This is a genomic window from Kitasatospora sp. NPDC058444 (assembly GCF_042721415.1).
Lineage (GTDB): Bacteria > Actinomycetota > Actinomycetes > Streptomycetales > Streptomycetaceae > Kitasatospora.
The window spans coordinates 1-26921 of sequence record NZ_JBHXLL010000066.1 but is presented as its reverse complement, the minus strand read 5'-3'; the positions used below and the strand labels follow the sequence as shown (position 1 = coordinate 26921).

Annotated in this window: 24 protein-coding genes and 2 pseudogenes; 12 read left to right on the top strand and 14 right to left on the bottom strand. The window is 73.3% G+C overall.

What is annotated here, in order from left to right; genetic code table 11:
• Nucleotides 1-89 precede the first annotated feature (89 nt).
• Together ACFWP2_RS37520 and ACFWP2_RS37515 are read left to right on the top strand one after the other, a co-directional pair.
• Nucleotides 90-1613, top strand: coding sequence for a peptide MFS transporter (locus ACFWP2_RS37520; RefSeq protein WP_380460207.1), 1524 nt, complete (start codon nt 90-92; stop codon nt 1611-1613).
• A gap of 199 nt (nt 1614-1812) precedes the next feature.
• The gene (locus ACFWP2_RS37515; RefSeq protein ID WP_380460205.1) at nt 1813-3840 is read left to right on the top strand and encodes a prolyl oligopeptidase family serine peptidase; all 2028 of its coding nucleotides are present in this window, start codon (nt 1813-1815) and stop codon (nt 3838-3840) included.
• A gap of 57 nt (nt 3841-3897) precedes the next feature.
• Here the strand turns inward: ACFWP2_RS37515 and ACFWP2_RS37510 are convergent, their stop codons facing one another.
• On the bottom strand, nt 3898-5076 hold the full coding sequence (locus ACFWP2_RS37510) for a methyltransferase domain-containing protein (protein ID WP_380460203.1): 1179 nt from the start codon (nt 5074-5076) through the stop codon (nt 3898-3900).
• The gene (locus ACFWP2_RS37505) at nt 5073-5216 is read right to left on the bottom strand and encodes a hypothetical protein (protein WP_380460201.1); all 144 of its coding nucleotides are present in this window, start codon (nt 5214-5216) and stop codon (nt 5073-5075) included. The genes ACFWP2_RS37510 and ACFWP2_RS37505 overlap by 4 nt, the downstream gene beginning before the upstream one ends.
• A gap of 311 nt (nt 5217-5527) precedes the next feature.
• On the opposite strand from ACFWP2_RS37505, the gene ACFWP2_RS37500 reads away from it, so the two are divergent.
• Together ACFWP2_RS37500 and ACFWP2_RS37495 are read left to right on the top strand one after the other, a co-directional pair.
• A complete protein-coding gene (locus tag ACFWP2_RS37500; RefSeq protein ID WP_380460199.1) occupies nt 5528-6271 on the top strand; it encodes an XRE family transcriptional regulator in 744 nt (247 codons plus the stop codon).
• 4 nt (nt 6272-6275) lie between these two features.
• Entirely contained in the window at nt 6276-6746 is a 471-nt protein-coding gene (locus ACFWP2_RS37495; protein ID WP_380460197.1) for an NUDIX domain-containing protein, read from the top strand.
• Between the two features lie 73 nt (nt 6747-6819).
• Here the strand turns inward: ACFWP2_RS37495 and ACFWP2_RS37490 are convergent.
• The 7 genes and pseudogenes from ACFWP2_RS37490 to ACFWP2_RS37460 form a co-directional block, all read right to left on the bottom strand.
• Nucleotides 6820-6918 (bottom strand): annotated as a pseudogene (locus ACFWP2_RS37490) (DUF6879 family protein); the annotation flags it as partial.
• Nucleotides 6919-7008: 90 nt separating this feature from the next.
• A complete protein-coding gene (gene hutI, locus ACFWP2_RS37485) occupies nt 7009-8184 on the bottom strand; it encodes an imidazolonepropionase (protein ID WP_380460195.1) in 1176 nt (391 codons plus the stop codon).
• Nucleotides 8185-8221: 37 nt separating this feature from the next.
• Nucleotides 8222-9589 carry a formimidoylglutamate deiminase gene (locus ACFWP2_RS37480; RefSeq protein ID WP_380460193.1) on the bottom strand — a complete coding sequence of 456 codons (1368 nt, stop codon included), beginning with the start codon at nt 9587-9589 and terminating at the stop codon, nt 8222-8224.
• A complete protein-coding gene (locus tag ACFWP2_RS37475; protein WP_380460230.1) occupies nt 9580-10761 on the bottom strand; it encodes an allantoate amidohydrolase in 1182 nt (393 codons plus the stop codon). The genes ACFWP2_RS37480 and ACFWP2_RS37475 overlap by 10 nt, the downstream gene beginning before the upstream one ends.
• Before the next feature lie 17 nt (nt 10762-10778).
• Nucleotides 10779-12446: a urocanate hydratase gene (gene hutU / locus ACFWP2_RS37470; RefSeq protein WP_380460191.1), complete on the bottom strand. Its 1668-nt coding sequence runs from the start codon at nt 12444-12446 to the stop codon at nt 10779-10781.
• A gap of 173 nt (nt 12447-12619) precedes the next feature.
• Nucleotides 12620-12943 carry a hypothetical protein gene (locus tag ACFWP2_RS37465; RefSeq protein ID WP_380460189.1) on the bottom strand — a complete coding sequence of 108 codons (324 nt, stop codon included), beginning with the start codon at nt 12941-12943 and terminating at the stop codon, nt 12620-12622.
• A gap of 73 nt (nt 12944-13016) precedes the next feature.
• A complete protein-coding gene (locus tag ACFWP2_RS37460) occupies nt 13017-13886 on the bottom strand; it encodes a MurR/RpiR family transcriptional regulator (protein WP_380460187.1) in 870 nt (289 codons plus the stop codon).
• A 233-nt stretch (nt 13887-14119) separates the two neighbouring features.
• Here ACFWP2_RS37460 and ACFWP2_RS37455 point away from each other — a divergent pair, with 233 nt between their 5' ends.
• Nucleotides 14120-14545: a hypothetical protein gene (locus ACFWP2_RS37455; RefSeq protein WP_380460185.1), complete on the top strand. Its 426-nt coding sequence runs from the start codon at nt 14120-14122 to the stop codon at nt 14543-14545.
• Nucleotides 14546-14591: 46 nt separating this feature from the next.
• Here the strand turns inward: ACFWP2_RS37455 and hutH are convergent, their stop codons facing one another.
• On the bottom strand, nt 14592-16169 hold the full coding sequence (hutH, locus tag ACFWP2_RS37450) for a histidine ammonia-lyase (protein WP_380460183.1): 1578 nt from the start codon (nt 16167-16169) through the stop codon (nt 14592-14594).
• Nucleotides 16170-16332: 163 nt separating this feature from the next.
• Nucleotides 16333-17499, bottom strand: coding sequence for a macrolide family glycosyltransferase (locus ACFWP2_RS37445; protein WP_380460228.1), 1167 nt, complete (start codon nt 17497-17499; stop codon nt 16333-16335).
• A gap of 124 nt (nt 17500-17623) precedes the next feature.
• On the opposite strand from ACFWP2_RS37445, the gene ACFWP2_RS37440 reads away from it, so the two are divergent.
• Complete coding sequence (locus ACFWP2_RS37440) at nt 17624-18244, top strand: TetR/AcrR family transcriptional regulator (protein ID WP_380460181.1); 621 nt, start codon at nt 17624-17626, stop codon at nt 18242-18244.
• Between the two features lie 656 nt (nt 18245-18900).
• Here the strand turns inward: ACFWP2_RS37440 and ACFWP2_RS37435 are convergent.
• From ACFWP2_RS37435 to ACFWP2_RS37425, 3 genes and pseudogenes are all read right to left on the bottom strand, one after another.
• Nucleotides 18901-20148 (bottom strand): annotated as a pseudogene (locus tag ACFWP2_RS37435) (diguanylate cyclase domain-containing protein); the annotation flags it as partial.
• 348 nt (nt 20149-20496) lie between these two features.
• Nucleotides 20497-21621, bottom strand: coding sequence for an adenylate/guanylate cyclase domain-containing protein (locus tag ACFWP2_RS37430; protein WP_380460179.1), 1125 nt, complete (start codon nt 21619-21621; stop codon nt 20497-20499).
• Nucleotides 21622-21794: 173 nt separating this feature from the next.
• Nucleotides 21795-22688 (bottom strand): biotin--[acetyl-CoA-carboxylase] ligase, encoded by an 894-nt coding sequence (locus ACFWP2_RS37425; protein ID WP_380460177.1) that lies wholly within the window; start codon nt 22686-22688, stop codon nt 21795-21797.
• A gap of 232 nt (nt 22689-22920) precedes the next feature.
• On the opposite strand from ACFWP2_RS37425, the gene ACFWP2_RS37420 reads away from it, so the two are divergent.
• The 6 genes from ACFWP2_RS37420 to ACFWP2_RS37395 all read left to right on the top strand — a co-directional run.
• The gene (locus tag ACFWP2_RS37420; protein ID WP_380460175.1) at nt 22921-24510 is read left to right on the top strand and encodes an acyl-CoA carboxylase subunit beta; all 1590 of its coding nucleotides are present in this window, start codon (nt 22921-22923) and stop codon (nt 24508-24510) included.
• Between the two features lie 29 nt (nt 24511-24539).
• Nucleotides 24540-24761, top strand: a complete 222-nt coding sequence (locus tag ACFWP2_RS37415; RefSeq protein ID WP_359828520.1) for an acyl-CoA carboxylase epsilon subunit — start codon at nt 24540-24542, stop codon at nt 24759-24761.
• Nucleotides 24762-24901: 140 nt separating this feature from the next.
• Complete coding sequence (mmpB, locus tag ACFWP2_RS37410; protein ID WP_380460173.1) at nt 24902-25042, top strand: morphogenic membrane protein MmpB; 141 nt, start codon at nt 24902-24904, stop codon at nt 25040-25042.
• A gap of 86 nt (nt 25043-25128) precedes the next feature.
• Entirely contained in the window at nt 25129-25740 is a 612-nt protein-coding gene (locus tag ACFWP2_RS37405) for a nucleoside triphosphate pyrophosphatase (RefSeq protein WP_380460171.1), read from the top strand.
• Between the two features lie 116 nt (nt 25741-25856).
• A complete protein-coding gene (locus tag ACFWP2_RS37400; RefSeq protein WP_380460169.1) occupies nt 25857-26591 on the top strand; it encodes a hypothetical protein in 735 nt (244 codons plus the stop codon).
• Between the two features lie 235 nt (nt 26592-26826).
• Nucleotides 26827-26921: biotin carboxylase N-terminal domain-containing protein (locus ACFWP2_RS37395; protein WP_380460226.1), on the top strand; the 95-nt coding region annotated here is incomplete at its 3' end.

The window sequence follows — 26921 nt, the reverse complement described above, 5'->3', positions numbered from 1 at the left end:
ATAAAGCCAAATGTCGCCACGTAGAGTGGTTTCGTCCACGTCCGCCGCCACCCCCCTAGGCGGACGCTTCAGGCAAGGAACCACTACTCATGGCGTCGAAGACCCTGGACGCCGACGTGACGTCGGCCTCTCCCAGCGGCAAGACCTTCCTCGGTCACCCCCGAGGTCTCGCCACCCTGTTCATGACCGAGATGTGGGAGCGCTTCTCCTACTACGGCATGCGCGCCCTGCTCATCTACTACCTGGTCTCCGGTGGCGCCGACGCCGCCGTGGGCAGCCAGGGCGGCGGCCTCGCCATGCAGGCGACGACGGCGACGGCGATCTACTCCGTCTACGTCTCGATGGTCTACCTCATGGCCTACCCCGGCGGCTGGTTCGGTGACCGGGTCTGGGGCGCCCGCAAGACCGTCGCCATCGCCGGTTTCGTGATCATGTCCGGCCACATCGCGCTGGCCGTCCCGGGCCAGGCGGCGTTCTTCGCCGGCCTGCTCCTGGTCGCGCTCGGCTCCGGGCTGCTGAAGGCCAACATCTCCACGATGGTCGGCCAGCTCTACAACGGCCCCGAGGACCCGCGCCGCGACGGTGGCTTCACCGTCTTCTACATGAGCATCAACCTCGGTGCCTTCGTCGCCCCGTTCATCATCGGAACGATCGGCAAGGAGTACAACTGGCACCTGGGCTTCGGGATCGCCGCCGTCGGCATGGCCTTCGGCCTGGTGCAGTTCCTGCTGGGCAGCCGCCACCTGAGCCCCAAGAGCAGCAAGGTCCCCAACCCGCTCAAGCCCGCGGAGCGCAACAGCCTGCTGGTGAAGCTCGGCATCGCCGTCGCCGCCATCGCCGTCTTCTACGCCGCGATCGTCGGGCTGGGCGTCTACACGCTGAACTGGGCCCTCGTCCCGCTCACCGTGGCCGGTCTGCTCATCCCGATCGCCGTGCTGGTCCGGATCAAGCGCGACAAGGACCTCAGCGCCGGCGAGCAGTCCAAGATGTCCGCCTACATCTGGTTCTTCGCCGCGGCCGCCATCTTCTGGATGATCTACGACCAGGGCGGGTCGACCCTCTCCCTGTTCGCCGACAAGAAGACCGCGGACAACCTGTTCGGCCTCGGCTTCTCGGCCACCTGGTACCAGTCGCTCAACCCGCTGTTCGTGATGGCTCTCGCGCCGGTGTTCGCCTGGCTGTGGCTGTGGCTCTCCCGCCGCAACAAGGAGCCGAACACCATCGTGAAGTTCTCGATGGGCCTGGTCCTGGTCGGCGCCTCGTTCTTCCTCTTCATCATCCCGATGACCATGGCGGACAACGGCACCCTGGTCTCCCCGATGTGGCTCGTCTCGATCTACCTGATCCAGACCATCGGCGAGCTCTGCCTCTCCCCGGTCGGCCTCTCGGTCACCACCAAGATGGCGCCGCAGAAGTACGCCTCCCAGATGATGGGCGTCTGGTTCCTCGCCGTCACCGCCGGTGACTGCACCACCAGCCTGCTCTCGCTGGCCGGCGTCAACCTCGACGGCAACGGCATCATCGCGATGCAGGCGTCGCTCGCCGTCCTCGCCGGGCTCGCCGTCTTCGGCTACCGCAAGCGCGTCCAGGCCCTCATGGGCGACGTGCACTGACGCACCGGCCTGCGGCCCACGGCTCCGGGGCCGCCGCGGATTCCTGAGATCCGCGGCGGCCCCGGCCGTCTTTTCCGGCCCCGCCCGGCCCTCCCGGCCCTCCGCCCCTTTTCGGCCCCGCCCGCCCCTCGCCCCTCCGCCGGGCCCCTGCCGTTAAGCGCTCGACAGGGGCCCGGCGGCCGTGCCTATGGTGCCCGGCATGACGACCCCCTCCTTACCCCGTCAGCTCGCCCGCACCCGGCGGTTCACCCTGGGCGTCCCCGTCCAGCCGCAGCCCTCACCGGACGGCACCACCGTGCTCTTCCTGCGCGGCCGGACCGGCACCGACCCGCTCGCCTGCCTCTGGGCCCTGGACACCACCACCGGCGAGGAACGGCTGATCGCCGACCCGGCAGCGCTGGGCGCCGCCGAGGGCATCGCCGCGTACAGCACCGACGCCGCCGGCGCGCTCGCCGCCTTCACGCTGGACGGCGCCCTGTGGCTGGCCGACGCCGACGCCGGCACCGTCCGCGCCGTTCCCGTCCCCGGCCCGCCGCGGGACCCCAGGCTCGACCCGACCGGCCGCCGGATCGCCTACGTCAGCGGCGGCGCCCTGCGGGTGGTCGGCGTCGACGGCACGGACGACCGCCCGCTCGCCGAACCCGAGGCCGAGGACGTCGCCTACGGGCTCGCCGAGTACGTCGCCTCCGAGGAGATGTTCCGCGACCGCGGCCACTGGTGGTCCCCCGACGGCACCGCCCTGCTGGTCACCCGCGTCGACGACCGCCCGCTCGCCCGCCTCCACCTGGCCGACCCCGCCGACCCGCACCGCCCGCCCCGCACCATCCGCTACCCGCTGGCCGGCACCGCGAACTCCGAGGTCTCGCTGCGGCTGCTCGGCCTCGACGGCACCGACACCGAGGTCCACTGGGACCGCGCCGCCTTCGAGTACCTCACCGCCGCCGGCTGGGACGGCCACGGCCCGTACGCCGCCGTGCAGAGCCGCGACCAGCGCACCGTACGCACCCTGGCGATCGACCCGGACGGCACCACCCGGGTGCTCGCCGAGCGGCAGGACGCCCACTGGATCGAGCTGCTCCCCGGTCTGCCGGCCCGCACCGGGGGCGGCGCCCTGGTGGACACCGCCGACCTGGACGACACCCGGCACCTGACCGTCGACGGCAAGCCCGTCACCCCGCCAGGGCTCCAGCTGCGCGCGGTGCTCGGGACGGACGGCGAGCAGGTGCTGTTCACCGCCTCCGAGGAGCCCACCGAGACCCACCTCTGGACGTACCGGCCGGACACCGGCCCCCAGCGGCTGAGCAGCGGCCCCGGCCTGCACACCGGCGTGCGGCGCGGCGGCACCCTGGTGCTCACCACCCGCTCCCCCGGCCACCCCGGCGGCCGCTCCACCGTCCTGCGCGAGGACCGCCCGGCGCTCCCGCTCACCTCGCACGCCGAGCCGCCGCACCGCACCGCGGCACCCGAACTGCTCCGGCTCGGCCCGCACGAACTGCGCGCCACGCTCTTCCTGCCCGCCGGCCACCGCCCCGCGGACGGCCCGCTGCCCGTCCTGCTCGACCCGTACGGCGGGCCCGCCGTCCAGAAGGCCACCACCGGCGGCCTCTGGTGGGACCAGGTCTCCCAGTGGTTCGCCGACCAGGGCTTCGCCGTCCTCGTGGTGGACGGCCGCGGCACCCCCGGACGCGGGCCGCGCTGGGACAAGAGCATCTACGGCGACAAGGCGGAGCCCGCCCTCGGCGACCAGATCGAAGGCCTGCGGGCGGCCGACCGGCTGCGGCCCGGGCTGCTCGACCTCGACCGGGTCGGCATCCGCGGCTGGTCCTACGGCGGCTACCTCGCCGCCCTCGCCGTGCTGCGCCGCCCGGACGTCTTCCACGCCGCCTCCGCCGGAGCCGCCCCCACCGACTGGCGGTTCTACGACACCCACTGGCAGGAACGCTTCCTCGGCCACCCCGACGAGCACCCCGAGCACTACGACGGCGGCTCGCTGATCGCCGAGGCGCCGAAGCTCAGCCGCCCGCTGCTGCTGATCCAGGGCCTCGCCGACGACAACGTCTACCCGGCCCACACCCTGCGGCTGTCCGCCGCCCTGCTCGCCGCCGGCCGCCCGCACGAGGTCCTCCCGGTGTCCGGCACCGGCCACCGGCCCACCGACGAGGCGGTGGTGGAGAACCTGCTGTGGCACGAACTGCACTTCCTGCGGCGCTCGTTGGGCCTGGGATAAACCGGCCTTCACCCCGTCGAGCCGAGTGGGCTCGACGGGGTGAAGCGACGGAACGACTCAGCCACGGAGCGGCACCGGGTTCTCCGGAGAGTCGAGCCACACGGTGTGGGTATCCGAGGTGACCGTGAGGCCGAACCGGTCGAAGCCGGGGCGGCCCTGGTCGTCCCACCAGCGCCACGCGGCCTCCACCTCGTCCCAGAGGTTCCGGGAGCCGGACTGGTACACCTCGTACTCCGTACGGCCCCGCTCGTAGTCGGCCGACGCCCACGACTCGGTGTCCCGGCCGTAGAGCCACAGCGTGTACGCGCCGTCGTCGTAGCGCTCCGCCCGCCAGAACGCCCCCGGCACGGCCGCCCCGATGACGAACTGCTCGAACCATCCGCCGGTGTCGGGAGGGGGCAGCTCGGTGGTCGTCCGCACCCCGTCGGCGGGCCAGTCCTGTCCGCGCAGGTAGTCCTCGAACGGTGGCCGGTCGGTGCGCTGCTGGCGCAGCCGCATGAAAGCCGAACTCCGGGTGAACCTGCCGCTCGCGCTGGTGCCGTCGTCGTTCACGGTCAGCCGGACGATCTGCTCGCCGCCGTACTCGGTGCCGAACGGAGCGAGGATGGCCCCGCCGGGAGCCGTCTGTTCCAGCCACGCCGCAGGGATCTCCAGCAGGGAGCACGTGGCGATGATCCGATCGTAGGGAGCGCCCTCCGGCCAGCCCTGCCGTCCGTCGCCCTCGATCACGGTCGGCTCAAGTCCAGCCCGCTTCAGGTTCTCCCGGGCGCCGCGTGCAACATCCGGGTCGTACTCGACGGTCACCACTTTGGGGTTCCCCAAGCGGTGGGCCAGCAGGCCCGCGTTCCAGCCCGTGCCGGCTCCGATTTCCAGCACCCTGTTGCCCGAGTGCACATCGAGGTCCCGGAGCATCGAGAACACCATCGTGGGCATGGAGTTGGACGAACTCGGGGTCGTCCCGAGTCCGTCCCCCACGTGGTCGCCGTCGTCCCACTGCGTGGTCAGCGGGACGTCCGAGTAGACCGCCCGCCGCCACCCCTCCGGGTCCCGCGACCGGTACACCACCGGATTCTGGCGGGTGCCGTCCGCGATGCCCGGCCAGATGCGATCCGGGACGAACAGTTCGCGGGGTACGGCCTTGAAGGACGGGAGCCAGTCCGAGGATAGTGCGCCGCCGGCCACCAGCGCGGAGGCGAGCCCCTGGGGGCCCGCCTCCTTGTGCGTCTCGCCGGTCACTTGCCGCCCGCCGGGCCCTGGCCGTCAGAGGTGTTGCCGCCCTCGTCGGACCCCCCGCCGCCGTGCCCGGCGCCCTTGTTGCTGTCGTCCTGCTGCCCGCCGCCCTTGCCGTCGCCGGACCCGCCTCCGCGCTTACCCATCTCAGTACCTCCGTGCTGGTCAGGACCAATGGGCGTTTGCCCGTTGGGTGGTGCTACCCGCCCCGCGTCTTCCGCAGGCGGAGCGGGGGTCTGTGAGGCCCAAGGGGCCCGGCTCTCGGTCAGCGCCATGCGACTAACGCCCGCCACAGGCACCCCGCGTCTTCGCCTTCATTGGCCTCCTCCCGCCGAGCTGTCACCAATTTCCGGCAGTGCCCGGGACGGTGAAACCTCACGCAAAGGACACTTCAGAACGTCCCTCACGCGGTACAACGTCCCTACCAAAGTTCGGACTTCACGGAGAGACAGGCGAGATGCCGAACGAGAGACTGAAAGACGTTATGGCGTCGGGCGGCTGGACGTGCGCAGCCCTGGCAGACAAGGCCGGAGTGGACACCAAGTCGGTTGAGCGATGGGCCAATCAGAACCGGACGCCCCGGTTAGGGACGGCCCGCCTGGCCGCTGAAGCACTGGGAGAAGACATGTTCGCACTCTGGCCGAGCCTGCGGCAGCCGCGCGCCGCAAGGGCGATAGGCCCCGAGCTGGTAGCTCTCCACGAACAGCGCGCCGACCTACCGGCATCCGCCTTCGTCGACCTGCTCGGGAAGGCGGCAGAGCGCATCGACGTGCTGGTCTACGCCGCTGTATTTCTCCACGAGGCGTACCCGCGTCTCAACGATCTGCTTCGGGAACGCGCTGCCGAGGGTTGCGCGGTCCGGATCGCACTCGGCGACCCTGACAGCGCGAACGTCAGACAGCGGGGAGAGGAAGAGAAGTTCGGCCACGGAATCGAATCCAGGTGCCACCTTGCGCTCATGCACTACCGCCCGCTGCTCGACACACCGGGCATTGAGATTCGCACCCACGGGACCACCCTCTACAACAGCCTCTACCGGGCGGATGACGAAGTCCTGGTGAATGCACACGTGTGGGGAGTCAACGCCTTCGGAGCACCCGTCTGGCACCTGCGACGAACCGGCACAGGAACGCTGTTCGACACCTATGCTGCAAGCTTCGACGCAGTATGGAACGCCGCACTACCGGTGGAGGAGAGCTGATCACGTGGCTCGGACAGAGTTCTACGACGATCCCGACGCGCCCAAGCCGAACCGGCTGGTTGTGGCAGCGTCCGCGGTGGTGACGGATCCCGAAGGACGCATCCTGCTCCAGCGCCGCACCGACAACGGCCTGTATGCGCTTCCGGGCGGAACGATGGAGCTCGGCGAATCGCTTCCGGACACAGCCGTCCGCGAGGTCCGCGAGGAGACCGGCCTCGACGTCGAAATCACCGGACTCGTCGGCACGTACACCGACCCCCGACACGTGATCGCCTACTCGGACGGCGAAGTCCGGCAGCAGTTCAACGTCTGCTTCACCGCGCGCATCACGGGCGGTGAACTGCGGATCTCGGACGAGTCCACCGACCTTCAGTTCGTCGCTCCAAGCGACATTGAAGGATTGCCGATGCACCACACTCAGCGCCTCCGGCTTCAGCACTTCCTGGAGCGCAGGGCCATCCCCCATCTCGGCTGATGTGACACCAATCCATCGGCGGGTTCGCTGACGCGCGCGATCAGCACCCGGATGCCGGATGGAAAGGCTGGCATCCCGCCGCGACGTTGGCGAACGTGAGGTCGTACTCGTACCGGATGTAGTCCGTCACCGGCTCCGAGACGATCCGAGCCCGCCGCATGACCGTCTTCCTCCAGGATGCCAAGTCCGGCGAGTTCGACCACCTCACCACCGACTAGCGAAGAGCCCCCGCGCCTGCCGCGGGGGCTCTTCCGGCCGAGGCTCAGACCTCGCGGACGCCCGCGCGCCAGACCGCCGCCGTCAGCGGCACGCCCGGGCGGTAGGCCAGGTGGACGTGCGAGGGCGCGTCCAGCAGCAGCAGGTCAGCCCGCGAGCCGACTGCCACCGTCCCCACGTCGGTGCGGCGCAGCGCGTGGGCGCCGCCCGCCGTGGCCGCCCAGACCGCCTCGTCCGGGGTCATCCCCATCTCCCGCACCGCGACCGCGATGCAGAACGCCATCGAACTGGTGAAGCTGGAGCCCGGGTTGCAGTCCGTGGACAGCGCCACCACCGCGCCCGCGTCCAGCAGCCGGCGCCCGCTCGGGTATTCGGCCCGGGTGGAGAACTCCGCCCCCGGCAGCAGGGTCGCCACCGTCGCCGAGCCGGCCAGCGCCGCCACGTCCTCATCGGTCAGATGGGTGCAGTGGTCCGCCGAGGCGGCCCCCAGCTCCACCGCGAGCTGCACGCCGGGCCCGTAGGTGAGCTGGTTGGCGTGCACCCGGGGGGTGAGGCCGCGCTCGATGCCCGCGGTGAGGACGGCCCGCGCCTGGTCGCCGTCAAACGCGCCCTTCTCGCAGAACACGTCCACCCAACGGGCATGCGGGGCGCAGGCGTCCAGCATCTCGCCGGTGACCAGGTCCACATAGCCCGCCGGGTCCTCGGCGTACTCGGGGGCCACGATGTGCGCGCCCAGGTACGTCGTCTCCGGGGTGTACCCGGCAGCGATCCGCAGCGCCCGGGCCTCGTCCTCGACGGTGAGACCGTAACCGGACTTGCACTCGATGGTGGTGGTGCCCTGGCGCAGCGCCTCCCGGACGAACCCCGCCAGGTTGGCCTCCAGTTCGGCGTCGCTCGCCGCCCGGGTGGCCGCCACCGTGGTGCGGATGCCGCCCGCCGAGTACGACTGCCCGGACATCCGGGCGTTGAACTCGGCGGTACGGTCGCCGGCGAACACCAGGTGGGCGTGCGAGTCGACGAAGCCGGGCAGCAGCGCCCGGCCCTCGGCATCGAAGCGCCGGTCCGCGTCCGGGGCCTGCGCGGCCGGACCGACCCAGGCGATCCGGTCGCCGTCCAGGACCACGGCCGCGTCGGACAGCAGTCCGAGCGGCCCGGCGCCCTGCCCGGGGTCGTTGGTGACCAGGCTGCCGATGCCCGTGATCAAGGTGCTCTCGGTGCTCAAGACAACGCCTTCCGAAGGGAGTTGGGGAACGTTCGGGTCAGCCACTCAGCATGCCGATCGCCGAGCGCAGCGCCCCCGGCACGTCTGCCACCAGCTGGTGCACGCCGTCCCGGACGACGTGCCGCCCGCCGACCACCACGTGCCGCACGTCCGCCGCCGAGGCCGCGAAGACCGCGATCTCCGCGCCGAGCCGGGGCGGCGGGCCCGCCGTCCGGACGGTGTCCAGCGCGATCACCGTGAAGTCGGCGAGCGCCCCGGCCTCGATCCGCCCGGCCTCCGGCCAGCCGAGCGAGGCGTGCCCGTCCTCGGTGCCCGCCCGCAGCAGGGCGTTCGCCGTCCAGTGGCCGCGGGTCCGGGTGCGCAGCCGCTCGTCCAGCTCCAGCGCCCGGGCCTCCTCGAACGGGTCGATCACGGCGTGGCTGTCGCTGCCCAGGGTGACCGGGCAGCCCGCCGAGGCGAGCGCGCGAGCCGGGCCGATGCCGTCCGCGAGGTCCCGCTCGGTGGTGGGGCACATGCAGATGGTGGTGGAGCTGTCCGAGAGCAGCCGGACGTCCTCGTCGGTGAGGTGGGTGGCGTGCACGGCCGAGGTGCGCGGGCCGAGCGCGCCGTGGTCGGCGAGCAGCCGGGTCGGGGTGACGCCGTGCGCGGCGAGGCAGGCGTCGTTCTCGGCGGTCTGCTCGGACAGGTGGACGTGCAGCGGCGCCCGGCGCATCGCCGCCCAGTGCGCGACGGTGCCCAGCTGCTCGGCCGGGACGGCCCGGACGGAGTGGATCGCGGCGCCGATCCGGGCGTGTTCGCGCGGCTTCAGAGCCTCGGCCCGGACGGCCCAGGCCTCGGCGTCGCCGTCGCTGAACCGCAGCTGCGGCCTGGTCGGCTCGGCGCCGAAGCCGGAGGACAGGTAGCAGGTGTCCAGCAGGGTGATCCGGATGCCGGCCCGGGCGGCGGCCTCGATCAGCGCCTCGCCCATCGCGTTCGGGTCGGTGTAGCGGGCGCCGCCGGGCGCGTGGTGCAGGTAGTGGAACTCGCCGACCGCGGTGATCCCGGCGAGCGCCATCTCGGCGTAGACGGCGGTGGCGAGCGCCAGGTAGCCGTCCGGGTCGAGCGCGCCGGCGAACCGGTACATGGTGTCGCGCCAGGTCCAGAAGGTGCCGGAGCCGACCTGGACGTGCCCGCGCAGCGCCCGGTGGAAGGCGTGCGAGTGGGCGTTCGCCTGACCGGGCACCGCCAGCCCCTCCAGCCGGACGGCCCCGGGCGGGCAGGGCCCGCTGTCCGGGGTGACGGCGGTGATCCGCCCGCCGGGGCCGGTGGTGATCAGCACGTCCTGCTCGACCACCGGCCCGTTGTCGTGCGGCAGCCAGGCGTACCGGGCCCAGTACGTCACGGGGGTCGACGGGGTCAATGACACGCCAGGTCCTCCAGTACGTCGGCGAGAGCGGCGACCCCGGCCAGGCAGTCGGCCCGCTCGGCGTGCTCGGCCGGGGAGTGCGAGACGCCGGTGGGGTTGCGCACGAACAGCATGGCGGTCGGGATCGCGGAGGCCAGGATGCCGGCGTCGTGTCCCGCGCCGGTGGGCAGCACCGGGGCGTCCAGCAGTTTGGCCAGCCGGTCGCGCAGCGGCCCGTCGAAGTCCACCACCGGGGTGTAGGACTCGCGGGTCAGCTCGACCCGGACGCCGTCGCGCCCGCCGCGCTCGGCGGCGGCCTGCTCGATCTCGGCGACCAGCGCGGTCAGGGTGCGCTCGTCGGCCGCCCGGGAGTCCAGCCAGCCGCGCACCAGCGAGGCGATCGCGTTGGTGCCGTTGGGCTCCACCGCGACCTTGCCGAAGGTGGCGAGCGCACCCGCCTGCCTCGCCTTCTTGCGGGCCGCGAGCACGGTGTTGGCGTACGTCAGCATCGGGTCGCGGCGGTCCTCGATCCGGGTGGTGCCGGCGTGGTTGGCCTCGCCGTGGAAGTCGAACCGCCAGCGGCCGTGCGGCCAGATCGCGCCGGCCACGCCGACCGGCTGCCCCTCGGCGAGGCAGCGGCCCTGCTCGACGTGGAGCTCGACGAAGGCGCCGATCCGGGCCAGCCGGTCGTCGTCCGCGCCGATCGCGGTCGGGTCGTAGCCGGCCCGCTCCATCGCGTCGGGCAGCCGGACGCCGTCGGCGTCGCGCAGCTCGTACGCCTGCTCCGGCGACAGCACGCCGGCCGTCAGCCGGGAGCCGATGCAGGCCACGCCGAACCGGGCGCCCTCCTCGTCGCCGAAGTTGACGATCGCCAGGGGCCTGGTGAACCCGGCGCCGCGGGCGCGCAGTTCGTCCAGCGCGGCGAAGGAGGAGACCACGCCGAGCGGGCCGTCGAAGGCGCCGCCGTCCGGCACGGAGTCCAGGTGCGAGCCGGTGACGACCGCCCCCTGGCCGTTCGGGTCGCCCAGCCAGGCCCACTGGTTGCCGTTGCGGTCCAGCTCGTACGTCAGGCCGCGGTCGCGGGCCTGCTGCTCGAACCAGGCGCGGCACTCGGCGTCGGCGGAGTTCCAGGCGAAGCGGCGGTAGCCGCCGGAGGAGGCGGAGCGGCCCACGGGGAGCAGCTCCGCCCACATCTCCTCGAAGGAGGAACTCACAGCTCGCCCATCGGGACGCGAACCCCACGCTCGGCGGCGACCTCGGAGGCCCGGTCGTAGCCGGCGTCCACGTGCCGGATCACGCCCATGCCCGGGTCGTTGGTGAGCACCCGGCGGATCTTCTCCCCGGCCAGCGCGGTGCCGTCGGCGACGGTGACCTGGCCGGCGTGGATCGAGCGGCCGATGCCGACGCCGCCGCCGTGGTGGATGGAGACCCAGGAGGCGCCGGAGGCCACGTTGACCATGGCGTTGAGCAGCGGCCAGTCGGCGATCGCGTCCGAGCCGTCCAGCATCGCCTCGGTCTCCCGGTACGGGGAGGCGACCGAGCCGCAGTCCAGGTGGTCGCGGCCGATGACGATCGGGGCGGACAGCTCACCGGAGGCGACCATGTCGTTGAAGCGCTCGCCGGCCTTGTCGCGCTCGCCGTAGCCGAGCCAGCAGATGCGCGCCGGCAGGCCCTGGAAGTGCACCTTCTCCTGGGCCATCTTGATCCAGCGGTGCAGCGACTCGTTCTCCGGGAAGAGGTCGAGGACGGCCTTGTCGGTCTTGGCGATGTCCTGCGGGTCGCCGGACAGCGCCGCCCAGCGGAACGGGCCCTTGCCTTCGCAGAACAGCGGGCGGATGTACGCCGGGACGAAGCCGGGGAAGGCGAAGGCGCGGTCGTAGCCGGCCAGTTGGGCCTCGCCGCGGATCGAGTTGCCGTAGTCGAAGACCTCGGCGCCGCGGTCCAGGAAGCCGACCATCGCCTCGACGTGCCGGGCCATCGACTCGCGGGCCCGCTGGGTGAACTCGGCGGGCTTCTCGGCGGCGTAGGTCGCCATGTCGTCGAAGGCGACGCCGACCGGCAGGTAGCTGAGCGGGTCGTGGGCGCTGGTCTGGTCGGTGACGATGTCGATCGGCGCGTCCATCGCGAGCAGCTGCGGGACCAGCTCGGCGGCGTTGCCCAGCACGCCGATGGAGAGCGGCTGCTTCTTGTCGCGGGCGGCGGTGGCCAGCTCCAGCGCGTGGGCGAGGTCCTTGGCCTCGACGTCCAGGTAGCGGTGCTCGATCCGGCGGGAGATGCGGGACGGGTCGCAGTCGATGCAGATCGCCACGCCGCCGTTCATGGTGACGGCCAGCGGCTGGGCGCCGCCCATCCCGCCGAGGCCGGCGGTGAGGGTGATGGTGCCCTCCAGCGAACCGTTGTAGCGCTTGTTGGCGACGGCGGCGAAGGTCTCGTAGGTGCCCTGGAGGATGCCCTGGGTGCCGATGTAGATCCACGAACCGGCGGTCATCTGCCCGTACATGGTGAGCCCGAGGCTCTCCAGTCGGCGGAACTCCTCCCAGTTGGCCCAGTCGCCGACCAGGTTGGAGTTGGCGATCAGCACGCGCGGCGCCCACTCGTGGGTCTGCATCACGCCGACCGGGCGGCCGGACTGGACCAGCATGGTCTCGTCCTGCTTCAGGCCCTCCAACGTCCTCACCATGGCGTCGAAGGACCGCCAGTCCCGCGCGGCCTTGCCCGTGCCGCCGTACACGACCAGCTTCGACGGGTGCTCGGCCACCTCCGGGTCGAGGTTGTTCATCAGCATCCGCAGGGCGGCCTCCTGCTGCCACCCCTGCGCCGTCAGCCCCGTCCCACGCGCCGCGCGCACCTCGCGCGGCCCGCTCGCCTGCTGCACCATAGTCCCGGCCTCCCTGCGGATGGATTCATTCAAGCTTGGTTCGGTTGAATATAACTAAACAGCCAGCTTTCGACCAGACCCCGCAACCATCCGATCAGCCATGACCGGAACCCACCCCCAGGCACGCCGGAGGGCCCGCCCGGCGGAGCCGGAACGGGCTGACGCACGGCCGCTCAGGCCGCGGCGGGGCCGTCCCAGTCGATGCCGATCTCGGCGAGCCAGCGGCGGTCGTCGGCGTCCGGGGCGGGCGGGGACGGTGGGCGGGGGATGTTCTGGACGGGGCCGAGGCCGTACTTCTCGGCGGCCGCGGCGGCGGCGCGGGCGTCGGGTTCGATGACGCCGACGTGGACGGCCGACTCGTCGCCCGGGTCGAGGACGGTCAGTTCGGGTTCGGGCAGGCGCCGCAGGGTGACGCGGCGTCCGCAGGCGGGGCAGGACCATTCGTCGGCGCCGGAGGAGAGACGGGCTACGAACTTCATCTCGTGGATCACGTGCATGGGTGGCACCCCCTGCAGGAGGGGATGCCCGGGTTCGTGACGGCTACTCCCCCGCCGCCGCTCCGGGCCGCGCTTATTCCAGGAACAGCCCACGTGCCGCCGCGGACTGCTCGATCGCCTCCAACCGGGCCTCCGCGCCCGGGAGTTCGTCGCACATGGACTGCAGCAGCACCCGGCCGAGCATCATCGGCGCGCACGCGGTGTCGAAGACCAGTCCGGTGCCGACGGCGGCCGGCAGCATCAGGTCGGACAGCTTGGCGACCGGCGCGAAGGCGCTGTCGGCCACGGTGAGCACCGTCAGCCCGCACTCGCGGGCCACCGTCAGCGCGTCCATCAGCTCCCGCGGATAGCGCGGCAGCGCGAAGCAGAGCAGTGCGCTGGCCCCGGCCGCCCGGGCCTGCTCCAGCCGGTCGGCGAGCATGCTGCCGCCCTCGTCCAGCAGCCGGATGTCCGGGTGCACCTTGGCCGCGAAGTAGGCGAAGCCACGCGCCTGCGCCGAGGCGGCCCGCAGGCCGAGCACCGGCAGCGGGCGGGAGGCGGCGAGCAGCCGGGCGGCCCGGGTGATCGGCTCCGGGTCGGCGAGGAGTTCGGCGAGGTGGCGCAGGTGGGCGATCTCGGCGAGCACGGCCTGCTGGTGCTCGTTGCGCACCGCGTCGTCCGGGGTCTCCGGCGCGGCCTGTTCGCCGCCGCCGAGTTCGCGCAGCTGCTTGCGCAGCGCCGGGTAGCCGTCGTACCCGAGCGCGACCGCGAAGCGGGTGACGGACGGCTGGCTGACGCCCGCGAGTTCGGCGACCTCGACGCTGGACAGGAACGGCGCCTCGGTGGCGTGCCGCACCAGCGAGTGGGCGATCCGGCGCTGGGTCGGCGTGAGCCGGTGGCCCTCGAAGAGCTGGAGCAGCCGGGCGGAGGGGCCGACGCTGCCGGTGTCGTCGGTGGCGGTCATCAGCGGTACCTCCGGGTGCGAGGGGGTCGGACGACGACTGTGCAGGAGCGGGCGGCACCTGGCAAAGACGTCTCGTACGGCGGGACGTCCGGTGAGACGTCCCGCGGGTCGAGCGGCCGGGCGGATCGGGTCGGGTCGAGCGGGTCGGGGTAACCCTGATTTGTCCCTGAGCCCGCCCGGATTCCTCCTGCGAACGGATGGACCGGGGGCCGCGGCGGCCCCACCCTGTTCCCATGGACACTCGTCAGGACGAACTGCGGCGCGACCTCGACGCCACCCTCCAGGCCCGCAAGGAACTCGGCAAGGAGTACGAGGACGCACTCGTCGACTCCTTCATGAAGCGGCTCGACGCCCGGCTGGACGCCCGGGTCGAGCGGTCGGTCGCCGAGCGGATGGACGACTACGAGCCGCGCTCCCACCACCGGGGCCACCAGCGCCGTCCGGGCTGGGGCAAGCGCTCCGGCACCGGACTCGCGGTGACCTCGCTGGTCCTCGGCATCCCGCTGACGGCGATCGCGGGCAGCCCGGAGAGCGGCGGCTTCGCCGGCCTGGTGGTCTGCTGGGCGGGCATCGTCGGGGTCAACCTGGCGGCCGCCCTGGGCGAGCTGCGCAATCGCGGCAACCGCGGGGAGCGCTCGCCGCGGAGCGACTGGGACTGAGCCCCCGTCGCTCCGCGGCGTCGCCGCGTCCCGGGCCGGCGGGGCCTCAGGCCAGCGGGCCGGTGACCCGCTCGACCGCCCGCACCAGCGCGCCGGAGGCGACCAGCTCGGCGGCCGCCTCCAGGTCCGGCGAGAGGAAGCGGTCGCGGCCGGCGCCGCCGACCCCGGCCTCCCGGGCGGCGGCCGTCGCCGCCGCGGTGGCGGGGGCGAGCCCGCCGACGCCGTCGGCCTGCTGACGGATCTCCAGCGCGCGGGCGGAGGCGGTGAGTTCGACGGCGAGGATGCGGCCGAGGTTGGCCACTGCCTGGCGCAGCTTGCGCGCGGCCGACCAGCCCATCGAGACGTGGTCCTCCTGCATCGCGGAGGAGGGGATCGAGTCGACCGAGGCCGGGACGGCGAGCCGCTTGTTCTCGCTGACCAGCGCCGCCTGGGTGTACTGGGCGATCATCAGGCCGGAGTCCACGCCCGGGTCGTCGGCCAGGAAGGCCGGCAGGCCGTGCGAGCGGGCCTTGTCGAGCAGCCGGTCGGTGCGGCGCTCGGAGATCGAGCCGAGGTCGGCGGCGGCGATGGCGAGGAAGTCCAGCACGTAGGCGACCGGGGCGCCGTGGAAGTTGCCGTTGGACTCCACCCGGCCGTCCGGCAGCACCACCGGGTTGTCGACCGAGGCGGCCAGCTCGCGCGAGGCGACCAGCCGGGCGTGCGCCAGGGTGTCCCGGCCGGCGCCGGCCACCTGCGGGGCGCAGCGGATCGAGTAGGCGTCCTGGACCCGCGGCGCGTCGTCCTGGTGGTGGCCGGTGAGGCCGGAGTCCTTGAGGACGGCGAGCATGTTGGCGGCGCTGAGCGCCTGGCCGGGGTGCGGGCGGATCGGGGCGTGCAGCTCGGGGGCGAGCACCTTGTCGGTGCCGAGGAGCGCCTCCAGGCTCATCGCGGCGGTGATGTCGGCGGTGGTGAACAGCAGCTGGAGGTCGGCGATGGCCATCACCAGCATGCCGAGCATGCCGTCGGTGCCGTTGATGAGGGCGAGGCCCTCCTTCTCCAGCAGCTCGACGGGCTCGATCCCGGCGGCGGCGAGCAGTTCGGCGGCGGGCTTCTCCACGCCGTCCGGGCCGGTGGCCGTGCCCTCGCCCATCAGGACCAGTGCGCAGTGGGACAGCGGCGCGAGGTCGCCGGAGCAGCCGAGCGAGCCGAACTCCCGCACCACCGGGGTGATGCCGGCGTTGAGCAGGGCGGCCATGGTCTGCGCGACCAGCGGACGGACGCCGGTGCGGCCGGAGGCCAGGGTCTTCATCCGCAGGAACATCAGCGCGCGGACCACCTCGCGCTCGACCACCGGCCCCATGCCGGCGGCGTGCGAGCGCACCAGCGAGCGCTGCAGCTGGGCGCGCAGCTCGGGGCTGATGTGGCGCACGGCGAGCGCACCGAAGCCGGTCGACACGCCGTAGACGGGGCGCGGTTCGGCCGCGAGGGCGTCGATCCGCGCCCGGGCGGCGGCCATCTCGGCCTGCGCGTCGGGACCGATCTCGACCCGGGCGTTGTCCCGGGCGACGGCGAGGACGTCCTCGGCGCTGACGTCGGCCTTGCCGACCAGGACCAGCGGAGCGTCGGGGGCCACAGCACTGTGCATATCCATATACACCATCACATCAGGTGAATGAAGATATGACAACAGGTGTTCGCCATCCGGATTCTCCGCCCTCCGGATCGGCACCGCACGCCGTGGCCCCGGCTGCCCGCCCCCTCCCCGTCCGCCTGTCCGCCGTCCGCCGTCCGCCCGCCCGGCCGCCGCGTCACCGCACGAGTTCGGCCTCGATCAGGTCCGCCGCCCGTACGGTGCCGCCCTCGGCCCGCCCGGCGGCGGACAGCTCGCGCAGCCGTTCGGCCACCGCCGGGTCACCGACCAGCTCCAGCAGAGCGGCGCGCAGCGCCGGCGCGGTGGCCCGCTCGGTGTCCAGCCGGCGGGCGACGCCGAGGCCCACCAAGGCGTCCGCATTGGCGAACTGGTCGGTGGCCTGCGGCACCGCGATCATCGGCACCGCGTGGAACAGCCCCTCACTGGAGCCGCCCATGCCCGCGTGGGTGACGAAGGCGTCCGCCTGGGCGAGCACCGACAGCTGCGGCACCCAGCGGTGCACCTCGACGGTGTCCGGCACCTCGCCGAGCTCCGCCAGGCCGGTGTGCTGCCCGATCTGGAGCACGGTGTGCCAGCCGGGCAGGTCGCCGAAGGCCTGGACGCAGGCCCGGTAGAACGCCGGGTGGTGGGTGAAGGCCGAACCCAGCGAGACCAGCAGCACCTTCTCGGCGCCGGCCGGCCGCTGCCACCGCCCCTGGTGGGCCCGGTCGCCGAAGCAGGGCCCGACGAAGCTGATCCGCTGCTCGTCGACCCGGTCGGCGTTGGGCTGCAGGGCGCGCGGGACCAGGGCGATCGCCCGCTCCGGGCGGTTCTTGAAGGCGTCCACGTCGCGCTGCACCGTGCCGGCCTCGGCCAGCCAGTCGGCGAACCGGCGGTAGTGCTCGGCGCCGCCCGGACCGGTGCGGATCGCGTCGAAGGCCTCCGCCAGGTCCTGCTCGAAGCCCTCCCAGCCGACGAAGGTGGGCGACAGTTGCACGACCGGCACCCCCAGCCGCTCGCCGAGCGCCCGGGCCGCGAAGCCCGCGATGTCGCAGAGCACCAGGTCGGGTCGGTCGTCGGCGAAGGCCTCCAGCAGGACCGGCCACATGGAGAGGGCGTCGTCCAGGAACAGCTCCTGGATCGCCACCGGGTCCCCCATCCAGCCGTTCGGGTCGTCGGCGAGCGGCAGCTTCGTCGGGTACGGGACGAAGGTGGCGCCGGTGGACTCGACGGTCTCCCGGAAGGAGGGGTCGTTGACGTAGCTGACCCGGTGGCCCCGGGCGACCAGCTCGGTGATCACGGCGAGGCTGGGGTTGACGTGCCCATGGGCCGGGATGGAGACCATCAGGATGTGTGCGGGGCGGTTCACGGGCACCTCCGGGGATAGCGACTGAGACGAGACGTACCGTCTCGCGATGTCTTGAGAAGACAATACGTCTCGTCTCGCCATTTCGCATAGAATTTTTTCCATGGCCTCCAGAACCGCTCCCGACCCCGCCCGCCGCAGCGAGCGCGCACGCGCCGCCGTCCTCACCGCCGCCGCCGAACTCGTCGCCGAGGTCGGCTACGGCGGGACCAGCATCGAGGCGATCGCCGCCCGGGCCGGCGTCGGCAAGCAGACCATCTACCGGTGGTGGCCCTCGAAGGGGGCGGTGGTCTTCGACGCCTTCCTCGCCGCCAGCGAGCACGAGGGCAGCCTCGCCCTCCCCGACACCGGCGACCTCGCCGCCGACCTCCGCGCCGTCCTGCGCCCCACCAGCGACGAGCTCGCCGACCCGGGCGCCGACCGCACCTTCCGCGCACTCCTCGCCGAGATCCTCAACGACCCCGCGCTGCACGCCGAGTACCGCACCCGCCTGCTGGACCCGCTGCTGGAGGCCACCCGCGACCGCCTCCGCAAGGCCCGCGAGGCCGGCCAACTCGCCCCCGGCACCGACCTCGACCTGGCCATCGAACTCTTCTACGGCCCGCTCAACTACCGCTGGCAGTTCCGGCTCGGCCCGCTCACCCACGAGCACGCCGACCGCCTGGTCGACGCCGCCCTCCGGGCCCTCGCCCCACCCGCGGCCGACGGCGGTTCCGGCGCCTGAACCGGACCGCGGCCGGCACCGCGAGCGGCACGCACAGCAGCGCAGCAGCGCCGCGGCCCCCGGCCCCCGGCCGCCGGCTCGCCCGGTCAGGCGGCCGGCGGCGAGGCCGGGCCGGCCAGGGCGACCGAGACCAGGGCCCGCATGGCGCAGGCGGCCTGACCCAGCGGCAGGGTGGCGTCGTCGGCGAAGAGCTCCACCAGCCAGCCGCCGGCCGGGTTCTGGCCGCCGGCCGCGACCATGCCCCGGTAGCCGGAGACGACGAGCATCGCCTCCTCCGCCGGGTCGTTGCCGGCCGCGCCCGCCCGCAGGGCGAAGGCGCCGCCGCGGACGGCGCGGCGGGTCATCGGGTAGTGCCGGAGGTCGAAGACCGCGTCGGGGGCCTCGATCCGGGCCCGCTGGGTCTCGGCGCGGACGTTGCTGGGGCCGCTGGTCATCCGGTAGACGGCGTGCTGGGCGGTGCGCATGAAGTGGGAGCCCGGCGGAACGTACGAGACCCACCAGCCGACGGCGTCCAGCAGCCGGGCGGAGGCCTCGGCGACCACGACCAGCTTGCCGAGGGTGTCCGCCGGGTGGACGGCCCGGGCCGTGGCGGCCTGGTCGAGGGAGGCGAGCACGGCGGTGAGCAGCTGCCCCGGGTCGGCGCTGTGGGCGGCGCCGCGGAACCGCCGCCGGTCGCCCGCCCCGGCCCGGCCGCCGGGCCCGCGCCGCCCGTCCGCCCGGTGGTGCGGGTCGGCGGCGTCGGCGAGCAGCACGGTGGGGTCGGGCGAGAAGCCGGGGCCGTGGCTGCGCCCGGCGACCACGGGGTGGGCGGCCCGGGCCGCCTTGGCCCGGTACTGGGCGGCGTCGGCGAGCCGGAACAGCCGGTCGGGGGTGGTGACGGGACCGATCGAGTCCCCGGTGGAGGCGACGCCGCAGGCCACCCCCTCGCCCTCGGAGAGCGCGAGGGCCCGGGCGCACAGTTCCTCGGCGACGGCGACCACCTCGTCGGCCTTCTGTCCCTCCACCAGCAGGCAGAACTCGTCGCCGCCGAGGCGGGCGGCGAGGCTGCCGGGGAGTTTGGCGGCGGCCAGCGAGAGCTGGTGGGCGAACCGCTCCAGCAGCCGGTCGCCCATCTCGTGGCCGAGCTGGTCGTTGACCCGCTTCAGCCCGTTGACGTCGCAGACCACCAGCGAGACCACGGTGTCGTCCCGGTTGTGCGCCTCCAGCGCGCCCTCCAGCCGGGCGTCGACGGCGCGCCGGTTGGCCAGGCCGGTGAGGGGGTCGGAGAAGGCGAGCTTGCGCAGGTCGGCGAGGCGCTCGGTCTGGGCCAGTCCGGCCGAGACCTGGGCGGCGAGCAGTGTCGCGTAGTCGGCGTCGGCCTCGGTGAACTCGGGCATCCCGGCCGAGCGGGCGAGGTAGAGCTCGCCCCAGGCCTGGCCGTGCAGCACGATCGGCGCGACCACGCAGCAGGCCCGCCCGCGCCGGCGCAGCGCCGCGGCGCGTTCCTGGCAGTACGCGCCGGCGGTCGGGTGGGCGTGCCCGGCGTGCTGCTCGCTGTTCTCGGCGCTCTGCAGCCAGGCGCGCGGCAGCCGCCCGGTGGTCCAGCGCTCCTCCAGGTACGTGACGATCTCGGGGAAGTCGGCGACCGGGTACGACTCGTCCTCGGGTAGTTCCTCCTCGCCCGGGGCGAGTTCGCCGTGGTTGACCAGGACCCGCAGCCGGCCGGACTCGCGGTCCCAGACCGAGACGGCGGCCATGGTGGCGCCGAGCGCCTCGGTGGCCCGGGTGGCGGCGGCCCGGACGGCCTCCAGCGGGGTGAGCGCGCCGGCCATGTCCTGGGCGAGCTCGACCACGGACTGCAGCCTCAGGTCGGGCAGCGGGTCGGGGTGGTGGGGACCGCCGCAGTCGCAGCCGCGGTCCGTCATGATCGCCTCACTGCTCACCGGCTCGCCTCGCTCCCTGTGCTCGGTCCTGCCAGACCCCCGCCGGCCGGCTGCACCCGACCGGCCGCTTGCACCAAGACTATGGCGGTTTCATTCGGTTATGCCCCGTTTGCCCGGACGGACCCGCAGCCGACCGTACGGGTTTCAACCGTTCGGCACCCGGGAAACCCGCTCCGCCACGGGAGGGCGCGCCCACGAACGTCCGCGGCGCGGGCGGCTTCCCCCGCCCCACACGCCTTCCCCGTGGCCGGGCCGCCATGCCTTCCCCGTGGACGGGCCGCCATGCCTTCCACCCCGGGCGCGCCGCCGCGCCGGCCCGGCCGCGGGACGCTACTCGGCCGTCAGCCGCCGGGTGAGCAGCCACGGCTCGACCAGCCCGAGCCCGCGCACCGGCCGCCGCCACATCGGCTGGAGGTGGAACCGGGCCCCGGCCTCCGGGCCCGGCATCGGCAGCCCGGAGGCGGGCATCCCGGCCGCGGCCGACAGCGCCTCGGCCAAGCCCGGTCCCTCCGAGTCGGCCGGGGCGACGCTGCCGTTCTGCTCCAGCGCGGCGGCGAACTCGCCGTCGATCAGCACCGCGTCCTTGGGCGCGATCGAGGTCAGCCGACTGGCCAGGTTGACGGTGGTGCCGAAGACGTCGCCCATCCGCGAGGTGACCGTGCCGAAGGCCATGCCGACCCGCAGCGGCGGGATGGTGTCGTCCCCGGCCAGTGCCTCGATCAGGCTCAGCGCGATCTCGGCGGCGGTCGCCGGGTCCTCGGAGACGTAGAGGATCTCGTCGCCGAGCGTCTTGATCACCCGGCCGCCCTGGCCGGCGATCAGGTCCGAACAGGTGTTCTCGAAGGTCTCGACCAGCTCGCCGAGCTCCTCCTCCTCCAGCCGCCGGGACAGCCGGGTGAAGCCGACCAGGTCGGCGAAGCCGACGGCGAGCCGCCCGCTGGTGATCTCGTTGTCCTCGGCGGCCTGCACCACCCGGCCGGTGACGGCCGCCAGCTGGCGCCGCCAGACGTACACCAGGAACTGCTCCAGCTCCGGCAGCAGCAGCTCGACCAGCGGGTACGCGACGTCGGCCCGCGTCAGCCCGGGCTCGACGGACTGGGTGAGGTTCTCCAGGAAGGTGTCCATCTGCCAGCCGGCCAGCCGGGCCGTGGTCTGGCCGGTGGAGCGGGCCACCTGGATCGCCATCGACTCGCTGAGCAGCCCGGACTCGACCAGGCCGGCCAGTCGCCGCAGCGCGATCACGTCACCGTCGGTGAGCGCCCGGGACTGGCCGATGTCGGGGAAGCCCATGGCGCGCCAGAACCGGGTGGCCAGCTCCATCGGGACGTCGGCGGCGCGCGCGGCCTGGTACGGGGTGTAGCGGCGCGGCGCGTCCAGGATCAGGCGTTCCAGTTCGAGCGCGACCGTGGGGTCGTTGTTGCCCGCCGTCGCGCCGCTGCTGCCGTCCTCTGCCACCGGTCCGTCCCCGTGCGATCGCCGCACTCGCCTCGTGTCCTACCTGTCCGGGCGCGCCGTCCGCCACCCGGGCGGGCAGTGGCGCGCCTCACACCGCTGCCAGGTGGAATGTTCGCACGGAATCGTCGGATCCGGGGCATCAGCCCGGGTCAAGGGGAGGTGAAGACTGCCGTTCAGCGGGGCTCGGGGCGCACGTGGACGACGTCCCCGGCACCGACCGCCCGGCGTACGCCGTCCGGCGTGCGGACCACCAGCCGCCCGTCGCCGTCCACCGCCACCGCCTCGCCGACCAGCTCGCGGTCGCCCGGCAGGTGCACCTTCACCTGCCGGCCGAGGGTGCTGCAGCGGTCCACGTAGGCGCGCAGCAGGTCGCTGGCGTGCGGGTCTCCCGCGGCGGCCGTCCACTCCCGGTACAGCTCGGCGAGCTCGCGCAGCAGGGCGCGCAGCAGGGTGCCCCGGTCGGTGGTCGAGGCGCCGGCCAGCGCGAGCGAGGCGGCGGTGGGGACGGGCAGCTCCTGCGCGCGCAGCGAGACGTTGAGGCCCATGCCGACCACGACCGCGCCGCCGGACAGCTCGGTGAGGATGCCGCCGAGCTTGCGCTCCGCGCCGTCGATCTCCACCTGGAGGTCGTTGGGCCACTTCAGCCCGACCTCGACCCCGGCGACCCGGCCGAGCGTGCTGGCCGCGGCCACCCCGACCAGGATCGGCAGCCAGCCGTACCGCTCGACCGGCACCTCCTCGGGGCGCAGCAGCACGGACAGGAACAGCCCGGAGCGGGGCGGGGCGGTCCACCGCCGGTCCAGCCGGCCGCGGGCGGCGCTCTGCGCCTCGGCCACCAGCACCGCGCCCTGCGCGGCGCCCGCCACGGCCCGGGCGGCGAGGTCGCTGTTGGTGGAGCCGGTCTCGGCGACGACGTCCAGGGAGGTCCACAGGCCGCCCGGGACGAGCAGGTCGTGGCGCAGTGCCTCCTCGTCCAGCGGCGGACGGTCCAGGTCGGTCCAGGGCGACGGCCCGGCGTGGCCGAAGCCGCGCAGTCCGCTGCGGCGGGGGGTCTGGGGTTCGGTCATGGGAAAACACTAGATCGGGTACGGGACGCAGGCCGCCCCATCGTCCCGCAGAAAGGCCGCCGACAAAACTGTGTCGATGGTCATGACGCCAGGACGTGACGCATCGCCCTCTGCGCTGGCTACGCTACCCAGCGGTAGTTCGTAGCGCCGCCCTGCCCTCATGCGCGGGCCCACCACCCGGCCCCGCGCGCACGTCAACAGGTCGCGGCCATGGATCAGGGAGAGCCACCGGATGACCGAGGCGCCGTACGACCCCCACACCACCGCCGGCAAGCTCGCCGACCTGCGGCGCAGGCTGGACGAGGCGGTGCACTCCGGGTCCGCGAAGGCCGTGGAGAAGCAGCACGCCAAGGGCAAGCTGACCGCCCGTGAGCGGGTCGCGGAGCTGCTGGACGAGGACTCCTTCGTGGAGTTCGACGAGTTCGCCCGGCACCGCTCGACCAACTTCGGCCAGGAGAAGAACCGGCCGTACGGCGACGGCGTGGTGACCGGCTACGGCACCGTGGACGGCCGCCAGGTCGCCGTGTTCGCCCAGGACTTCACCGTCTTCGGCGGCTCGCTCGGCGAGGTCTTCGGCGAGAAGATCGTCAAGGTGATGGACTTCGCGCTGAAGACCGGCTGCCCGGTCATCGGCATCAACGACTCCGGCGGCGCCCGGATCCAGGAGGGCGTGGTCTCGCTCGGCCTGTACGGCGAGATCTTCCGCCGCAACGTGCACGCCTCCGGCGTCATCCCGCAGATCTCGCTGATCATGGGCCCCTGCGCGGGCGGCGCGGTGTACTCCCCCGCGATCACCGACTTCGTGGTGATGGCCGACCAGACCTCGCACATGTTCATCACCGGCCCGGACGTGATCAAGACCGTCACCGGCGAGGACGTCGGCATGGAGGAGCTGGGCGGCGCGCGCACCCACAACACCAAGTCGGGCAACGCGCACTACCTGGCCGCGGACGAGAAGGAGGCGGTCGAGTACGTCAAGAGCCTGCTCTCGTACCTGCCGTCCAACAACCTCAGCGACCCGCCGTCCTACCCCGAGCAGGCCGACCTCGCGATCACCGAGGAGGACCTCGAACTCGACACCATCGTGCCGGACTCGGCGAACCAGCCGTACGACATGCGCAAGGTGATCGAGCACATCGTCGACGACGGCGAGTTCCTGGAGACCCAGCCGCTGTACGCGGGCAACATCATCACCGGCTTCGGCCGGGTCGAGGGCCAGTCCGTCGGCATCGTCGGCAGCCAGCCGATGGACCTGGCCGGCTGCCTGGACATCAACGCCAGCGAGAAGGCCGCCCGCTTCATCCGCACCTGCGACTCGTTCAACGTCCCGGTGCTGACCTTCGTGGACGTGCCCGGCTTCCTGCCCGGCACCGAGCAGGAGTGGGACGGCATCATCCGGCGCGGCGCCAAGCTGATCTACGCCTACGCCGAGGCCACCGTCCCGCTGATCACCGTGATCACCCGCAAGGCCTTCGGCGGCGCGTACGACGTCATGGGCTCCAAGCACCTGGGCGCCGACCTCAACCTGGCCTGGCCGACCGCGCAGATCGCCGTGATGGGCGCGCAGGGCGCGGTCAACATCCTGCACCGCCGGGAGATCGCCGAGGCCGAGGCGGCCGGCACCGTCGAGGAGAAGCGGGCCGAGCTGATCTCCTCGTACGAGGACACCCTGCTGAACCCGTACCTGGCGGCCGAGCGCGGCTACGTGGACGCGGTGATCGCCCCGAGCGAGACCCGCCGGCACATCGTCCGCGGCCTGCGGGCGCTGCGCGGCAAGCGCGAGGTGCTGCCGCCGAAGAAGCACGGCAACATCCCCCTGTAGGCCCCGTCCCTGTCGGGAGAGAACCAGCCATGTCCCCGATCCACGTACTGCACGGGCAGCCGACCCCCGAGGAGCTGGCCACCGTCCTGGCGGTGGTCCAGGCCCGGGCCGCCGCCGCGCAGGCCGCCGCCGAGGCGGCGCGTCTGGCCGGTGCCGGCCCGGCCTCCCCCTGGAACGACCGTGCCCGCCTGCTGCGCCCCGCCGTCCGCCCGGGCGTGAACGCCTGGCGGACCTCGGGCTGGGCGCACTGACGCCCGCCGCGCGGAGCGGGAGGTCGGCCCCGCCGACTTCCCGCTCCGCGCGCCGTCGGGCGCCCGCTGTGCCCGCTGCGCCCGAAACCTGAGTACGGATACTCAGGTGCCCACGCTCCCGGGCGGCGCACTCTGGACGGGTGCTCTGGTCAGATCCCCGCGACGAGCCCTCGCCCGAGGCCCGTCGGATGCAGGAGCGGATGCAGCGGGCCGGCAAGGTGCTCGCCGTCCTGGTCCTGGTCGGCGCCGTGCTGATGATGCTCTCCCAGCCGTTCAGCTGAGCCGTCCGGCCGGGCCCTCCGGCTGCGCCGTCCAGCCGGGCCGTTCACCCGAACGGCGGACACGGGCACCCCCTACGCTGGTGGGCATGACCGACCAGCGCACCCTCGTCCTCGCCTCCGCCTCCCCCGCCCGCCTCGGGCTGCTGCGCCAGGCGGGCCTCGACCCGCGCGTGGTGGTCAGCGGCGTCGACGAGGACGCGATCACCGCCGCCACCCCCGCCGAGCTCGCCCTCGTCCTGGCCGAGGCCAAGGCGAAGGCCGTCGCCGCCGAACTCGCCGACGGCGAGCTGGTGATCGGCTGCGACTCCGTCCTGGAGCTGGACGGCGAGGCCCTCGGCAAGCCCGCCGACGCCGAGGAGGCCCTGGCCCGCTGGCAGTCCATGCGCGGGCGCGCCGGCGTGCTGCGCACCGGCCACTGCGTGATCGACACCACGACCGGCCGGCAGTCCTCGGCCACCGCCTCCACCACCGTCCGCTTCGGCACCCCGGACGACGCCGAGATCGCCGCCTACGTCGCCTCGGGCGAACCGCTGCACGTGGCCGGGGCGTTCACCCTGGACGGCCGCTCCGCGCCGTTCGTCGACGGCATCGACGGCGACCCGGGCAACGTCATCGGCCTCTCCCTGCCGCTGCTGCGCCGCCTGCTCGCCGACCTGGACGTGCGCATCACGGACCTCTGGGCCCGCAACGACGGCTGACCGGACGGTCCGGATCCGACAAAATCCGGGCGGCAGGCCTGGGTCAACCGGCCGACGACAGCGGGATCGCACCCCCATAAGCTGGCCACGGTCCCGAACGGGAGGGGGTGCGACAGGTGACCGACAGCGTGCTCAACGTGGTGCTCGGCCTGGTCGCCAGCGCGATCAGCGCCGGCCTCGGCTGGCTGGCCCAGGTGCTGCGGCGACGCCGCAGGGTCGAGCGGGTACGGGCGTTCCTCGGACTGCCGAACGGCAGCGAGTGCCTGATCGTGGTGCCCCGCAGCATCGGGACGGGCTCGCACGCCAACACCGTCACCCGGCGCGACGCCTACGCGCTGATGTGGCTGGCCGGGCTGGTCGAGGAGTGCGGGGCACGCCCCGAACTGGTCGCCCACGACGCCGCGCACCGCGGCCTGGGCACCAAGACCGAACTGTGCCTGGGCGGTCCGGTCAGCAACGAGCGGATGGCCGCGCACCTGGCCTGGGGTCTGCCCGGCGTGCTCGTCACCTCCGGGCCGGGGCCCGGCAGCAACGTGATCGTGGTGGGCGAGCGCGACTACACCGCCGACCGCGATCAGGCGCACGTCCTGCTCGCCCGGCTCGCCACCCCGGACGGCGGCCGCCCGGTGTTCCTGGTCGCCGGCCAGACCGGCATCGCCAACCAGGCCGGGGTGCGCCACCTGGTGGCGCACCACCGCGAACTCGCCCGGACGTACGGGCAGGACGGCACCTTCGCGCTCGTCCTGCGGGTGGTCAACCCGGAGGCCTACGGGCCGGACATGGTCGAGGTGGCGGCCGACGTGACGGCCGAGGCGCTGCGGCGTCCCGCCGCCCGCGCCGGTGCCGCGTGAGCGGCCCGCGCGGGACTGTGGCCCATGCCACGTGCCGCCACGCCGCCCGCCGGTCACCCGCCGTGGCCCCCTGCGGCCCGGGCCGCCCGGCGCCGACCTGCGGAGTCGTCCGCGGGGCCGCCCGCCGGGGCGGGAAGCCCATCACCGAGCGTGTGGGATAGTTCACAACCTGGGGCTACTCGCCGGTACCGCCCAGGAATCCATAAACTCAACGAGGTTCAAGAAGGGAGCCACAGTGCGCAAGGTGCTCATCGCCAACCGCGGGGAAATCGCCGTCCGCGTCGCCCGTGCCTGCTCGGACGCCGGTATCGCCAGCGTCGCCGTCTACGC